The sequence below is a fragment of the Oceanobacillus sp. FSL W7-1309 genome, from assembly GCF_038002145.1.
Classification (GTDB): domain Bacteria; phylum Bacillota; class Bacilli; order Bacillales; family Amphibacillaceae; genus Oceanobacillus; species Oceanobacillus profundus.
This window is the reverse complement of sequence record NZ_JBBOBX010000001.1, coordinates 384,591-399,140: the sequence shown is the minus strand read 5'-3', so window position 1 is coordinate 399,140 and position 14,550 is coordinate 384,591. Positions and strand designations below refer to the sequence as shown.

At 37.9% G+C, this 14,550-nt stretch carries 21 protein-coding genes; 6 read left to right on the top strand and 15 right to left on the bottom strand.

Annotated features, from left to right (window positions below; genetic code table 11):
* Position 1 precedes the first annotated feature (1 nt).
* Complete coding sequence (locus tag NST46_RS01780; RefSeq protein WP_158586302.1) at positions 2-160, top strand: hypothetical protein; 159 nt, start codon at positions 2-4, stop codon at positions 158-160.
* Between the two features lie 156 nt (positions 161-316).
* Entirely contained in the window at positions 317-658 is a 342-nt protein-coding gene (locus NST46_RS01775) for a KGG domain-containing protein (protein ID WP_095313330.1), read from the top strand.
* A 186-nt stretch (positions 659-844) separates the two neighbouring features.
* On the opposite strand, the gene NST46_RS01770 is transcribed toward NST46_RS01775, so the two are convergent.
* Genes NST46_RS01770 through NST46_RS01760 form a run of 3 tightly spaced genes read right to left on the bottom strand, consistent with a single transcriptional unit; the run spans position 845 to position 4,372 of the window.
* Positions 845-2,851: a TRAP transporter permease gene (locus NST46_RS01770; RefSeq protein WP_303447470.1), complete on the bottom strand. Its 2,007-nt coding sequence runs from the start codon at positions 2,849-2,851 to the stop codon at positions 845-847.
* A complete protein-coding gene (locus NST46_RS01765; protein WP_341136656.1) occupies positions 2,848-3,357 on the bottom strand; it encodes a DUF1850 domain-containing protein in 510 nt (169 codons plus the stop codon). Before NST46_RS01765 ends, NST46_RS01770 begins: the two co-directional genes overlap by 4 nt.
* A 19-nt stretch (positions 3,358-3,376) precedes the next feature.
* Positions 3,377-4,372, bottom strand: coding sequence for a TAXI family TRAP transporter solute-binding subunit (locus NST46_RS01760; protein WP_251659398.1), 996 nt, complete (start codon positions 4,370-4,372; stop codon positions 3,377-3,379).
* Positions 4,373-4,958: 586 nt separating this feature from the next.
* Between NST46_RS01760 and NST46_RS01755 the strand changes: the two genes are divergently transcribed.
* Entirely contained in the window at positions 4,959-5,192 is a 234-nt protein-coding gene (locus NST46_RS01755; RefSeq protein ID WP_095313325.1) for a KGG domain-containing protein, read from the top strand.
* A 205-nt stretch (positions 5,193-5,397) separates the two neighbouring features.
* Here NST46_RS01755 and NST46_RS01750 read toward each other — a convergent pair whose 3' ends face one another.
* The 11 genes from NST46_RS01750 to gvpQ all read right to left on the bottom strand — a co-directional run bounded on the left by NST46_RS01750 (position 5,398) and on the right by gvpQ (position 10,955).
* On the bottom strand, positions 5,398-5,961 hold the full coding sequence (locus tag NST46_RS01750; protein WP_095313323.1) for a YtxH domain-containing protein: 564 nt from the start codon (positions 5,959-5,961) through the stop codon (positions 5,398-5,400).
* Positions 5,962-5,993: 32 nt separating this feature from the next.
* Positions 5,994-6,314 (bottom strand): gas vesicle protein, encoded by a 321-nt coding sequence (gene gvpJ / locus NST46_RS01745; protein WP_095313321.1) that lies wholly within the window; start codon positions 6,312-6,314, stop codon positions 5,994-5,996.
* 43 nt (positions 6,315-6,357) lie between these two features.
* A complete protein-coding gene (locus NST46_RS01740) occupies positions 6,358-6,678 on the bottom strand; it encodes a gas vesicle protein K (protein WP_240033863.1) in 321 nt (106 codons plus the stop codon).
* Entirely contained in the window at positions 6,668-6,916 is a 249-nt protein-coding gene (locus NST46_RS01735) for a gas vesicle protein (protein WP_095313319.1), read from the bottom strand. The genes NST46_RS01740 and NST46_RS01735 overlap by 11 nt, the downstream gene beginning before the upstream one ends.
* A gap of 14 nt (positions 6,917-6,930) precedes the next feature.
* A complete protein-coding gene (locus NST46_RS01730; RefSeq protein ID WP_303447473.1) occupies positions 6,931-7,734 on the bottom strand; it encodes a GvpL/GvpF family gas vesicle protein in 804 nt (267 codons plus the stop codon).
* A gap of 9 nt (positions 7,735-7,743) precedes the next feature.
* Positions 7,744-8,001: a gas vesicle protein GvpG gene (locus NST46_RS01725; protein ID WP_095313316.1), complete on the bottom strand. Its 258-nt coding sequence runs from the start codon at positions 7,999-8,001 to the stop codon at positions 7,744-7,746.
* Entirely contained in the window at positions 7,998-8,765 is a 768-nt protein-coding gene (locus NST46_RS01720; protein ID WP_095313314.1) for a GvpL/GvpF family gas vesicle protein, read from the bottom strand. Before NST46_RS01720 ends, NST46_RS01725 begins: the two co-directional genes overlap by 4 nt.
* Before the next feature lie 5 nt (positions 8,766-8,770).
* The gene (gene gvpN, locus NST46_RS01715; protein ID WP_251659394.1) at positions 8,771-9,685 is read right to left on the bottom strand and encodes a gas vesicle protein GvpN; all 915 of its coding nucleotides are present in this window, start codon (positions 9,683-9,685) and stop codon (positions 8,771-8,773) included.
* A 19-nt stretch (positions 9,686-9,704) separates the two neighbouring features.
* The gene (gene gvpO, locus NST46_RS01710; protein ID WP_095313311.1) at positions 9,705-9,980 is read right to left on the bottom strand and encodes a gas vesicle protein GvpO; all 276 of its coding nucleotides are present in this window, start codon (positions 9,978-9,980) and stop codon (positions 9,705-9,707) included.
* Between the two features lie 77 nt (positions 9,981-10,057).
* Complete coding sequence (gvpA, locus tag NST46_RS01705; RefSeq protein WP_095313309.1) at positions 10,058-10,333, bottom strand: gas vesicle structural protein GvpA; 276 nt, start codon at positions 10,331-10,333, stop codon at positions 10,058-10,060.
* Positions 10,334-10,385: 52 nt separating this feature from the next.
* Positions 10,386-10,955: a gas vesicle protein GvpQ gene (gene gvpQ / locus NST46_RS01700; protein ID WP_095313308.1), complete on the bottom strand. Its 570-nt coding sequence runs from the start codon at positions 10,953-10,955 to the stop codon at positions 10,386-10,388.
* A gap of 315 nt (positions 10,956-11,270) precedes the next feature.
* On the opposite strand from gvpQ, the gene NST46_RS01695 reads away from it, so the two are divergent.
* From NST46_RS01695 to NST46_RS01685, 3 genes are all read left to right on the top strand, one after another.
* On the top strand, positions 11,271-11,813 hold the full coding sequence (locus tag NST46_RS01695) for a phosphatase PAP2 family protein (RefSeq protein WP_095313306.1): 543 nt from the start codon (positions 11,271-11,273) through the stop codon (positions 11,811-11,813).
* 59 nt (positions 11,814-11,872) lie between these two features.
* The gene (locus NST46_RS01690; RefSeq protein ID WP_303447474.1) at positions 11,873-13,015 is read left to right on the top strand and encodes a glycosyltransferase family 4 protein; all 1,143 of its coding nucleotides are present in this window, start codon (positions 11,873-11,875) and stop codon (positions 13,013-13,015) included.
* A gap of 278 nt (positions 13,016-13,293) precedes the next feature.
* Positions 13,294-14,010, top strand: a complete 717-nt coding sequence (locus NST46_RS01685) for an RluA family pseudouridine synthase (RefSeq protein WP_303447475.1) — start codon at positions 13,294-13,296, stop codon at positions 14,008-14,010.
* Between the two features lie 72 nt (positions 14,011-14,082).
* On the opposite strand, the gene NST46_RS01680 is transcribed toward NST46_RS01685, so the two are convergent.
* A complete protein-coding gene (locus tag NST46_RS01680) occupies positions 14,083-14,400 on the bottom strand; it encodes a hypothetical protein (protein ID WP_336623543.1) in 318 nt (105 codons plus the stop codon).
* Positions 14,401-14,550 lie beyond the last annotated feature (150 nt).

Sequence of the window (14,550 nt, the reverse complement as noted above, 5' to 3'; positions counted from 1 at the left end):
TATGGTTTCCAAAGAAAAGAAGTCATCAAAGGATTCGTTTTTTAGTTTGCCGACAGAGGATCGCCTCGACTTTGAATTGGAAGATAAAGAAAAAGAGGAAAAAGAAACAGCAACAGAAAAAGTATTTGATAAATTGAATGGGAAAAATAAAAAGAAGTAGATTTTACACTTCACCACTAAGAGGGAGCGCATGAAATATATTACAATCGGAATACAAACCTATTAAAAACTATGTTTCATGTTTACGTAATTTCTATCGTGGAACACAATTAATGTACGAGCAAGACTATCAACTATTGAAAGGAGCTGTTAGAAAATGGCTAGAAACAATAATGGTAAGATGTCTCGTGAACAAGCAGGAAAAAAAGGTGGAAACGTAACCTCAAGAAATCATGACCAAGAGTTTTATGAGGAAATCGGCCAAAAAGGCGGAAAGGCCACTGCTCAAAATCATGACCAGGACTTTTATGAGGAAATCGGTCAAAAAGGTGGAGAAGCAACCGCCAAAAATCATGATCAAGAGTTTTATGAAGAGATTGGTCAAAAAGGTGGAGAAGCAACTTCAAAAAGCCATGACCAAGAGTTTTATGAAGAAATTGGTGAAAAAGGCGGTAATGCCCGTGCACGCCAACGGAGAAATAACAGCAACAACTCATAATAAAAATTAATAGAAAAATATAGAAGCTGAGTGAGCAAGTATGCATAAGGTTCTTGCTCACTCAGCTTTTTGTTGAGGATAATATCTATGCCGTTTAGAAATTCGATTATTTTGCTTGTTACCGTTAACCATCATGGATGACGACCTTTCGTAAAATAATTTGACCTCATCATCATTCTGGGCAAACTAAGCTTCTGCTTGTGTCATCCTTTTTCTTTTGATAATTTGAGTGGCAATGACAATTGCGAATAAAACGATACCGATAGCATCAGACAACATCCCCGGTATTACCAATACGACAGCAGCTATTGCTGAAATCACCCTTAATACCCAATTTAAATTTTCCAGCAAGTATCCTTCTAGTGCGATAGCTAATGCCATAACCCCAATAATTGCTGTAATCGCAATCAATAGGATACTTAAAGCGTCAGCATCTTGCATCAGCATCTCAGGCGAATAAACGAATACATAGGGTACGAGAATCCCAGCAGCTGCGAGTTTCAGTGATATGAATCCAGTTTTATTTGGTTCTCCACCTGCCAGTCCTGCGCCGGCAAATGCTGCTAGGGCTACAGGAGGGGTTAAGTTTGCCAAAATACCGAAATAAAAAACAAACATATGTGATACAAAAGGCTCGACACCGAACTGTACCAACGCTGGTGCTGCCATGGAGGACGTAATAATGTACGTAGGTATAGAAGGTAGCCCCATTCCCAGAATGATGGACGCAATCATCGTAAAGAATAATGTCAAAATAAGTGTGTCGTTACCAAGAATAAGAATTGCCGAGGTCATTTTTAAGCCAAATCCTGTTAAAGAGGCTACACCTACAATAATTCCGACCATCGCACAGGCCATCGCAACACCAAGTGCACTGCGTGTTCCATCTTCCAGCGCTTGAAAAAGGCCTTTCAGATTCATTCGCGTTGTTGCTCTTAGTAAAGAAATGACTACAGTCGAAATGATTGCCCATGCTGCAGCGTAAATGGGTGTAAACCCACCAAATAACATATAAATGAGAATAATAAGTGGAATTAGCAAATGTCCTCGTTCTTTTAAAACATCTTTCATTCTCGGAAGCTCTTTTCGGGATAATCCTTTTAAGCCAAGTTTTTTGGCGCGTAAATGAACAACTGTAAGAACGCCCATGTAATATAAGATCCCAGGGATAATGGCTGCGATAGCAATTTGCGCGTATGGCATCCCTAACGTTTCTGCCATAATAAAGGCAGTCGCTCCCATTACCGGTGGAAGTATCTGACCACCAACAGAGGCTGCTGCCTCCACAGCTCCTGCAAAATTTTTGGAATATCCGGTTTTCTTCATTAGTGGGATCGTAAACGAACCTGTCGTTACGACATTCGCAATGGCAGAACCATTAATAGAACCAAGAAAACCACTTGAAACAACGGCAACCTTCGCGGGACCTCCGGCAGTATGTCCAGAAATAGCCATTGCGGAATCATTAAATAATTGTCCCATTCCGGTGCGATTTAAAAATGCTCCAAACAAGATAAATAAGAAAATATAGGTAGCAGAAACACCTATTGCAGTCCCGAATATACCTTCTGTTGTTAAATACAAGTAAGAAGCAATGTCGTCTATTTGGTATCCGCGATGGGCAACTACTCTAGGGAGATATGGACCGAAATAGGCATACAAGAGGAACAAGGTGCAAAGAACGGTCAGTCCATTCCCAACTACTCGCCGTCCACCTTCAAGGACAAGCAGAACCATTAGTAAACTGAAGATAATATCGTTTTGGCTTGGCAATCCAGCTCGATTTACAATCCCCATATAATCGGTGAAAATATAAACGATGGTTGCAATCGATAGGATAGCAAGCAAAAAGTCAATGATTGTTGCACGAGTCTGTGGTGCATTTTTACGTGAGGGATACAGTAAAAATACAAGAGCCATTACTACTCCCGTATGTAATGCGCGGTGTTGTAGTGTAACTAAGGGTCCTGTAAATGAAGTAATCAAGTGGAATAGGGCCAAGGAAACTGAGATAATCATAACAAGCCTGGCCATCCAAGGTATATTCAATTTTCGGAACCTGGCTTCTGAATCGTATTTTTCAACAATCTTTTGTTTTTCTTCTTCTGATAATTCTTCACGAATGATTCCTTGCACGTCCTTTTCCGCAAGCTCTTCTAGTGACTTTTCATTTTTTTTAATGGAATTACTCACCTGAGGGATACCTCCTTATTGAATATCCTTAACAGTAGCCATTTATAGACTTGTATTTGTTCATAGTGGATTTGGATATTTATGTCTTCCGGAACGTAGTCGGATAACGGATACCTTTGTTCATTGTTTGCGAGATAATAGTTTGAAATCGCGACATAGAACAGGGAATAATGGGGTATAACCCGATCTATTCCAGTAACTTGGATAAATCCATTCGGAAGAAATTCTACTTTACCATCTGTATCTGGAGTCCCTGCCCCATAAGACTTGTACAATGTAGACTCAAGACTTAGATTTCCATTTTCGATTATTCGATATGTTTCCTTCCAAGGTGTCAATTCAACAGAATGTCTCCACCCGATTGTTAATTTATCCGAATCCCAAGGCAGAAAAAGTAATGGATTTTCTTCTCCATCCGTTAATAAAATACCTGATTGGACGGGAATCACGCTGATCCCGAATCCAACCAGCAGAATAGCAAGTATCAGCGTTATTTTTTTAATCATTTAGCCAAAACTTCCGCTTTTATTCTGTTATCCCTTGTTCTTCAAAATATTTAGCTGCACCAGGATGGAGTGGTGCTGGCAGGTTTTGTAATGCATTCTCTAATGTGATATCGTTAGCCGCATTATGTGTGTTCTGTAATTGATCAAGGTTATCAAATATAGCTTTAGCCATTGCGTAGGCCATATCATCTGAAACTTCACTATGTGTCAACAAAACATTGTTAACACCTATGGTTGATACATCTTCCTCCATATCATATATATCCTTTGGTACAGTCGTTGGAAAAAAGGAAGGATAGTCTTTTTGCATTCCGAGAATGATATCTTCAGCAATTTCTACAATTACAACATCCTGTGTTGTCTGAAGCTCGAGCACACCGGCATTTGGCAATCCAGAAGAAATAACGACTGCATCGATATTTCCATTTTGAATCCCTTCGACTCCTTCAGAAAAGGAAAGAAAATCGGCGTTGATGTCATCGTATGTCATTCCGTATGCCTCCAGCACACGTTGCGCACTGATTTCTGTTCCAGATGCAGGCGCACCAACAGCAACTCTTTTTCCAGCTAAATCTTCAACTGTTTTAATGCCAGAGCTTTCAGTCGCTACAATTTGTAAATAATTCGGATAGAGGGAGGCGAGTGTACGGATGTTTTCCTGAGCACCTATTTCTGTAGCGCTAGCAACTCCTTCATAAGCATCCTGAGCTGCATCTCCCATCGAAAATCCGATTTCTGCATTTCCTTGGTTAAGGGTTGTTGCGTTTGCTGTAGACGCTGCTGTAGATTGGCTGTTCGCATTAGCACCTAAATCTTGGAAGATATTCGCTAATGTTCCTCCTAGCGGGTAGTACACACCAGATGAACCACCTGTAAGAATCGTAATAAACTCACCGTCTAATACATCTTCAGCATTTCCGCTTTCGCCAGCAGGATCAGAATTACTATTATTATTACACGCGGAAATTATCATAAATATGGATACGAACACGAAGATGGATAAAATTTTTTTCATTAAAATACCTCCAATGGTTAAGTAGCTTTACTTAAGAAACAATCATCGTACAACAATGTGTCTAGTAAAATATGGATACTGGAAATAGTTATACACCTCCTATGTTTAGACTCTATGCTTTCATTTGAAAAACTTTCAAATCATGTATGAATTTAAACAATAATTTTTTTACTCTAAATAAAAAGTCCAGTTCAAAGAAGACTATAAAAAGTCTTTGAACTGGATCTTATCTGTGGGAAGACTTCGGAAAGAAGAACTGACAGATTAGGCAGCTTGTATTATATATTTTGTTGATAATTATATGTTATGTTTTTCTTTCAATATTAGAACATCATGATTATGGATGGAGAGCTTGACGGGGAGACATCCAGTGTTTAAATCATTTTTGAAAATAGGAAATGACAAGAATAAGAGTTAGCTACTGTAAATCATTCGAATGCAGGTATAGAAATGAACAGATGTAATAAGAACATTACAATTGGAATACAAGCCCATTAAAAACTGTTATTCATGTTTAGGTAATAGACTACGTGGAATACAATTACTGTACGAGCAAAAATATCAACTATTGAAAGGAGCTATTAACATGGCTAAGAACAATAATGGTAAGATGTCTCGTGAACAAGCCGGCAAAAAAGGCGGTAAAGCAACCGCAAGAAATCATGACCAGGAATTCTATGAAGAAATAGGTCAAAAAGGCGGCGAAGCAACCGCTAAGAATCATGACCAGGAATTTTTTGAAGAAATTGGTGAAAAGGGCGGCAATGCACGTGCGCGTCAACGGAACAATAACAACAATAACAACAGCAACAATTCATAACTAAAAACTTTAATATGTATGGTAAAGAAGGAGAGGGGATCTACCCTTTCCTTTTTGTCTATTTACGATGTAAGCTCGCATAGCAAAACAGAGACTCACAAAGTGGAGGTCGAATGACTGTACCGGGCTTTATGAGTCTCTGATCTATAAGGGAACCGCAATAGTTGGCTGCCTTTTCTTACTCTTTACGTTTTAGTGACCTTTATTATTTTGAAGCTGAAGCTGTTTTGGCACGTGTTTTTGGAGTAGTGCCTGAACTTCTTTTTGCAGCTGTTCTTCTAGCGCTGGAAGAACCGGCTTTTGAATTAGCTTCTGTTTTCTTATTTGAACTTGCAGACGGGTTTTGTTTGTCCTTCTGCTCATCCTTTGGATTTTGTTTCTCTTTTGTTCTATTAGATTGTGACTCAGAATTGTTTTTTGGATCTTCTTCATCCAATTTAGCTTCATTGGACGACGTGTTCTTTGCAGGATTAAGCTTATCCTTTAGCTCTATTGTTTTATTGGTGGCATTTTCTTTGATAGCAGCATATTTATCCATTGCTGAATCACTGATTTCACGTGATTTATCTACTGCCTTATCTTTAGCAGAGCCTACTTGATAGGTAATATCTCCGCGCAGCTCTTTTCCGGACTTCGGAGCGAGTAATAGGGTGGTAGCAACACCGATTCCCCAACCGATAATACCACCTCTTATAACATCTTTTTTTGTATAAACTTTATCAGATTCCTTGCTATTCTTTTGCGTATCCTGTTTGTTTTGTTCAGTCATGATTTATTCCTCCTAGTAAAATTTTTGGTTTGCTAGCTTTCGCTAGACAGTTTACCTTCCAATTTTTCCAATCGCTCTAGTAACTTTTGATTTTCCTCTTTTAATTTATCCTGTTCCTGCAACGCTGCTTGCGAGTTTAGGTATGGGTCTGTTTCCCACCAGTCCATTCCAATCTCTTTTGCTTTATCAACGGATGCGACAATTAATCTGATTTTGATGGAAAGCAGTTCCACATCTGCAATTCCTACCCGTATATCTCCCGCAATGACAACCCCTTTATCCAATACCGTTTCGAGAACGTCAACCAAATTACTGGAACCACCAGTTGTTTGTGGGGAGTTTCCATTAGCCATGTCTTACCCTCCCTGTGAAATCCTGTTTCAATTTTCATTCAACCTATAGTAAATTTCCTAATGGACCCAAATCAATGTTCAAATCTTCATCTGTAAAATTAAAAATTTCTTTTAATTCTTCCATTTTCATATCTAAATTCATTAACGCTACACCGAGTTTTTCAATTTCCTCTTCCGTCAGATTCCCTCCGTCCACGCGGCGAATTGCTTGTCTTTCCACAAGTTGACGTAATAGCTCGATGACGGTAAGGACGAGCTGGGCAAGACCTTCTTCAGCACCTTCTGGGTCAAGTTCAATACGTCCGCTTTTTTCTGGTCGATGGTCAAGACCTGCTAGAGATGCTGGTTGATTATTAAGATTGATGGATGACACGATCCAACTCCTCCTTTTCATAATCAAATTGTTTCGATGATAATTTTTCAGCAGTTTCCTTATTCGACTCAATTAGTGTTTCAACCGATGAAATCAATACGCGCAAATCAAGATAGACTAAATCGATTCCAGCGATAGAGAGGATGAGGTCTCCTTTAATTGCTACACCTTTATCCAGAACTACATCGAGTATATCAATAAGACCAACCTCTTTATTTTCCAATTCCATGTGTATCCTCCAAACTAGCTAATTCTGGCAAAATGGTAGGATGGCCATGGTCCTGTAACCTCGAAGTACCAGCCTGATTCTGCCCATTTTTCCTGTAGCTCTTTAATGCTAGATTTAAAGTTGGTTATTTCGGATTTATCCACCATATAGACACTATTCCAGCACATTTCCTCTTGACGGCCAGTTACATCCTTATTCCAATTTCTTTTCACTTCGTGGTCGACGCTTAATGCTGCTAGTTTCTCATGAATCGTTTCTGAAAAGACATGTGTTTCTTTCTCTGTCTCTTGATCAATTAGTTGATCAAGCCTTCTTTTTTCCAAGTATTGTCGACCTGGTGACATGGCAGCAATTTTTTCTTTTTTAGCTTCTATTGTTTCATTATTACACGCCACTATTTCTTTTATTTTATCTCGCTCACAATAGAGTTTTAATATCCATTCTTCTTTATCAGCGATGTTATCAAGTAATTGAAGCATACGCTTTTGATGGGTATTGATTGTGTTTTTTAGACTTTCCAGACCAGAATAGAGGGTACAGAATTTCATCGGTATGATGGGATATCGCTCATACAGTTTCATCAATGTTTCGTGATGATGAAATGCTTTCTGATGGAGCCAGTTTACATCATTTGTTTTTTTTTCGAGCTCCTTTTCACTGTATTCCACTGGATCTAGCTCACAGACAATTGCTTCGACATTTTCGAATGGAAGTCTATAAATCTGCGACTTCTCATCTAACCCTTTAAGAGAGGGAAGGGGAGCCGCATCTATTCCGCCAGCTGGTATAATTCCATATAGATAGATTAATTTCTCCATATTCCATCCTCACTTTTTTCGTTTTGTTAACTCATTTATTTGTTCCATTTCTCGTTTTTTAGCAATCTCATAACGTATTAACAGTTCTTTCTCTGATTGCTTGTAAGAATCCTCATCAATTTCTTCAAGCTCATACATCATCTGCAGGTGAATCAATTTCTTTTGGATATGTTCCAGATCGTATAGCTCTTTTTCCACTTCTTCTTGAACCTTTTCCCCAATTTTTACAATTAAGTTTATCGGCGAAGTGAAGATTTTTTGAATCATGTCGAGGGTTCCTCTATTTTCAATTTAATATTGATAAAGTTATACGCTGGCCATGGTCCTGTATATTTAAATTCCACTTTATCCTGCCATCTATCATGAAGTTTATTTACATGTTCATCGAATTCTGCCTCTTTATCACGGTCTATCAGGTATGCTGCATTAAGAAGCATTTTTTCACCGATTGGATCATTGATTTCATTCGCTTCAGCAAGAGGTACTAATGAATCATGTATTTCTGATTTGATTTCATTCTGCAGCGATTGAAAGAAGTTCTTCGCCATCTCCCCAAGTTGAATCCGATCAAAGTATCCGGCAGCCTCAGATTTGGAACGAACTACCTGTTTTTTCTTCATAACATCATCATTTTGCATGATGTTTTTCTCTAGCCAATCTTTCTTGCCGACAACCTTTAAACCAACCTCGATTTTCCCTTTAATTTGAGGGAAAATCTTCAACAACTGAGGATAGAGGCTTTCAGCTAAGGCGATGACATCTTCTTCGGTTTGAAATAAATTTCCAAAACTAATTGGTACGACTGTGTCCATTGTTTCCATTACCCTTGAAAGCACTTCTTGATGCATCATTAGATTTTCTTTACTAGGATGATAGATTTTCATAGGAGCTCGTGTGACAACCATTGCTGCGTCTTTATAATGAACGGTGTAAATCTCTCTTTCTTGTCCTTCAAAATGAATGGTTCCAAACGTTGTTTCATTATTTGTCTGAATACCACAAAAAACATATATTCCTTGCTCTTCACTCATTTCATTCACCCTAACGTAATTTTTTTGCATTCATGTACGAGTTGCCTTTTCGCCCGTTGTTTATGCTTGTCTTCCATACATGCCTGAAGAGGGAACCATGTAATGTCAAAACACAACTGATTAAACTCTTCATTTGAACCGTTAATTGGTATGTCATACCGTTTTGCTAATTCAGCTATCATGATGGATGCTCTTAATGAAGGCCCTTGAAAATCTTGACTCGTATGACAAAGTTTCCTGATTTTCATCATAAATTCAACGATTGCTTGTGCTTTTTCCCGCTCAATCTCTGTTTTATTGATTACGGCTGTAATTTCAGCTTCTTTTTCCAACGAACCAAGTGTCAGTGTTACCATCCGGTCCAGCAGAGCATCCTGGGTTTTATAGACACCAGCATATTCTACAGGATTACTAGTAAAGATAACGGAGAAATCCGGGTGAACTTTTATAAAGGATCTTTTTTGCTTGGTTCCATAGAGAGGTAAAATCTTCTCTTCCAGAATAGGTAAAAATATATTATTAATCTCTGGCTTGGAACGTGTAAATTCATCATATACAAGTGTGTAACCTTTTTTCACTGCTTCCAGTAACCGACCGTCTGACCAGGATTCGGTAACATTTTCTTCGATTTTATGAACGCTTCGAACATAATTATCCTTTAATTTTCTGCGTTTATAACCTGTAAAAGCACCAATAAAATCTTCTGTTGAGAGATCTTTATTTCCATTGATCAACATGACGGGACGTTTTCTCTGTTTCGCTATATGAAGAGCGAGTGTTGTTTTGCCAATTCCCGAAGGACCAGTGAAATGGAGGGGATAGCCGGTATCCAGATATCGTAATGACCGTTTAATAATCCCTTTGTAGTAAGCTGAATGTTCATATAAGCTAGTTTGGCTTGTCTCTGTGTCATCGGTCATGTTTAATCCTCCCGTTCACCTAAGCCTGTTCCTCTAAATCACTTCGGAACCGAAGACTGATTCTTGAAAATCCGGTAACCTCGGATTCCGTATCGAGAAAAACTTCGTATAATCCAATCATTTGGTCATTGGCATATTTTTTCATATATTCTTTTTCCTCGATGACTTCTACTAATGCCCGCCAGCTGCTCTCGCCATTTTCTTCTTGTTTTTTCACAGAAATTATTTTATGTGGAGGGGCGATATTATCGTTAAAAAACTGCTTTACTTCCTCCATTATTTTCATATGTTTCACTTCCTTATATTGTTGTTGTAAGTATGACTGGAATTAGAACATGTACGATATTCTAATTCCAGTTTGTAAGTTAAACGTTATGCTTCTTCCTCTTGATACTCCAAACTATCTCCGCGTGCAGATAAACGATCTGAGAGACCATCTTCTTCAAAGTCATCTTGCAATAAACCAACGGCCTCTGCATATCGTAACCATGTATCGACACTCGCAATAACAACTCGTGCCTCAATGGTAATTAATTCAATCCCTACTACGGAAACCCTTGCGAAAGCATCAATTACAATCCCTTTATCTAATATGCGGTCAATTACCTCTGCTAAACTTGAACTATCGGTTGACTTTTGAATAGCCATTTATAACATGCTCCTTTCTGGATGTTGAATTTACTTACGATTAAGCTTTGCATTATTTAACGTCTGCATAATGTTTAATACTTCTTGGACCTTTAATTTTCGTAGAGCTTTTAATAGATGCAGCACTTTTTATATGACTTACACCCTTGATGTGATTCACACCACGAATACTTGAGTCTGATCCTGTCCTTTTTCTTAATTTGCTCTGGAATTTCTGTCCAGTTTCTTTGGCACCAGCTACTTTTTCCTTCACCTGTAAGAGCGCATGCTGCATTTTGTTTTCTGCTTTTTCTGCATTAGCATGAATCTTTTTTGCATTTTCATCTTTCTTTTTCTTCAGCTTTTCTGCAGCTTCATGCGCTTTGGATTGAATGCCTTCTGTTAGCTTATTACGGAATTGTTCAGCCATTTCGTCTTTCATTTCTGATTTTACTGCTTGCTTGATTTCCGTCGGATCGTCTGCTCGTTTGATTATGTTTTTTACTTTTGGCATTGCAATGCGAATCCCTTTTCTTACTTTAGGGAGTAAAAAAGGTGCAGTAGTAGCTAAAAAAGTAATCCCACCAGCAATAAATGAAGCTTGTACACCGGGTTTTTCGATTATTTTCTTCGGTGTTTCCATAGAAAACCTCCTTAGCAGGGGCCAAATTGTATTGGCTTTGCAATTAAATACCCTTCCATACGTATAAGAAACTCGGTAATTTTAACTTGGTATCGGAAAATGGGAGGATTGTAACAATAGAGGTATGAAAGAATTGAAGCATACTGCTTTATATGGGAGCTAGAATTACAAAAATTACATTTGTATTAAAATTATGAAGTCCTGCAAATCTGTCCTATAAATATAAATAAATTTACATTAAATTATTATTGACTAAATATTCATTCATTAAAATGGATATGAGGGTACGAATAAATTAATGGAGGGATAAACAGAATGGTCAAGTTCTTAAATTGGTTTTATACAACTGAAATTCACTTGTTTCGTTTGTTAAACCAATACTTTGAAAGAAAGTATGTGAACACCTTTTTTCGAACGGTTACGCATTTTGGTGGTGCAAGGTTTACGATAGCCACCGTACTAATTCTAATGCTTTTCACCTCTGGAACGATTCAATTACTTGCGATTGCTAGTGCAGTAGCTTTAACACTTAGTCATCTTCCAGTTGCACTTCTAAAAAAGCTGTTTCCTCGCAAAAGACCATATGTAAGCTTAGAAAAAATACATGTTATGGAAAATCCATTACAGGATCACTCCTTTCCTTCAGGACATACAACAGCAATATTTGCAATCATAATTCCATTTATATTTTATTATCCTATAATGACCACCGTTTTACTGCCATTGGGCATTGCTGTTGGATTATCGCGGATTTATTTAGGGCTTCATTATCCTACAGATGTACTTGTAGGGTGTTTATTTGGGACAACAGTAGGCATGTTATCACTTTCTTTTATTCGTATGCTTATCTTGTCATAAAAGTCGTTTATACCTATTTACATGTTAATTTTTAAAAACTTAATGTGGGGTGGATGGGCTTGAAAATTGCTATTTTTACAGATACCTTTGCACCAGAAGTGAATGGGGTCGCTAAAACGTTAAAACGCTTTACGGAATATCTAGATGAACAAGGAATTGAATACCGCGTGTTTGCACCTAAAAGTTCGAATGAAGACTTATATTCAAGTAATGTTCATCGTTTTCTTAGTTTACCTTTTTTTCTATATCAAGAATGTCGATTAGCATTGCCGAAAATGTCAAATGTAAGAGAGGAATTACAGCTATTTCAGCCTGATATTATTCATGTTGCTACTCCATTTAATATGGGGCTTTGTGGACTGCATTACGCGAAAAAGTTAAACATCCCGGTTGTAGGATCCTACCATACCAATTTTGATAAATACTTGGCCTATTATGATATGCAATTTTTATCAAGGGTACTTTGGAAATATATGCACTGGTTTCATCGCCCGTTAAAGAAAATTTTTGTTCCTTCAACAGATACAAAAGAACAATTACAAAAGCGTGGATTTACAAATTTATCGATTTGGTCTCGCGGTGTAGATATATCAACGTATCATAGTAACTATAATGAGCAGCGTGTTAGAGATGCATATCAGATTAAAGAAAAATACATTCTGCTATATGTTGGAAGAATTTCACCAGAAAAAGATGTTAACTTACTGCCAGACATTAATAAAAAGCTGCTTCAAAAAGGAATCGATAATGTTCACTGGCTAATAGTGGGTGACGGACCATTAAAAGATGAAATGGAACAGACTGCCTCGACTAACATGACGTTTGCAGGCTATATAACTGGAGAGGATTTAGCAGAAATTTATGCAGCGGCGAATTTATTTGTTTTTCCTTCTGCCACAGAAACCTTCGGCAATGTTGTACTAGAATCGATGGCATGCGGAACACCCGTAATTGGTGTTAATGCTGGTGGCGTTCGAACCATTATTAAGGATGGCGTAACAGGAATTTTATGTGAAGAGAAGGATAATGATGCTTTTACGGAAGCGATCATTCGTATGCTTTCCAATCGGGTGGAGAGAGAAACAATGCGATTAGAGGTAAAAAAATATGCGAAAACGCAAGCTTGGGATGCGATTTTTGATGGGCTTTTAGAAGAGTATGAACAAGTGGTACAGGAAGCTGGTTATAGAGTGCTTGCTTAATAGTATAGGTAATATGCCCAGTTTTCGTATTAAAACGAAATACTGGATCAGAGGCTGAATTCATACATGATGAGTTTAGCCTCTTTTTTCTTTTCAAGAGATAAACGCTCAGAAGCTGACAGTTGTTCAGAACCAATTTAAACTGCCACCCTTGACATTCGAATTGAACCATACTAGAGTAGTAGGTTAATTGTTTTAATTGGGGTGATCAATTCGTCGTCTCTTGATAAATGAAAATTAGAATGTGAAACATCATGGGTTAAGGAGTATTGGTATGTGTGGAAATTTCAGTTTTATATGAGGATAATCATCTGTTGCTTGTAGAAAAGCCAGTAAATATCCCGGTGCAAGCAGATCGAACAGGGGATAATGACTTCTTGTCGATGCTGAAACAGGACCTAAAAAATAGATATCAAAAACCAGGAAATGTTTTTCTTGGATTAGTGCATCGTTTGGATCGCCCAGTTGGTGGAACGATGGTTTTCGCTAAAACCTCCAAAGCAGCTTCACGAATGTCGGATTTAGTTCGGAGACAAGCAATCGAACGAAAATATATGGCTGTTGTAAGAGGGGTGCCGATACAAGCAGAGACAAAATTGGAGCATTATCTCTTCAAAAACACTCGTAAAAACAAAGTTTATACGGTAGCAGCCAATCACCAAAAGGCTAAGAAAGCGGTGCTTGATTATAAAATGATCGCAAAGACAGAAGATTTAAGTTTGTTGTCCGTTCAGCTCCATACGGGAAGGCCGCATCAAATACGTGTTCAGCTATCTGCTAATGGAACCCCAATATTTGGTGATCAAAAATATGGACAAAAGGTTAACCGACCTGGACAGCAAATCGCGCTATGGGCAAATTTATTACGATTCGAGCATCCGGTAAAAAAAGAAATGATAGAGGTTCATTGCCCTCCGCCAGAAGAGCGTTATCCGTGGAGTGTTTGGAAAGATATTCATAAAGGAAAGGGTAATTTGAATTTAGCAATCTACTAAAACACAATAATCGCGCTGGAATAGATTCCAGCGCATGATAAAATACTTATTTTGCACAAAAAAGTTAGACTTTTATTCACACCTCAATCTTACTCTTACTTCAATTCTTAATAATTTCAGCCGTATTATGAGTCCTGGCAAGGTCAAATGCAAATCGAATGATTCGCTCGCATCCTTTTTTAGTAAAGAGTGCAGTTTGAATGGCGACGTCATTACTTCCTTCTCTGCCTGAGAAGTTTCTGCCGCCAATACCCGAATACTCTCCTTCGGAATCACTTCCTCTTCCTTGGCATTTTTTGTTGCTATTTCGATAGCGAGACCATCTAAAATTTCGATAATTTGATAAATTCCCTTGAGCTCTTCCTTAGCAATAAAACTCGTTCGCCTCAACTATCTATATCTTCTTTTTTTCAGCACGGAAATCGTGCATGATATCTAAATTCATATTATACCTTTGGGAAATTAGATACCATATCTTAAATTAGTGGCAATGCATTTTATACCTAAATTAGGAAGTGTTATGAATATATACATACCTGC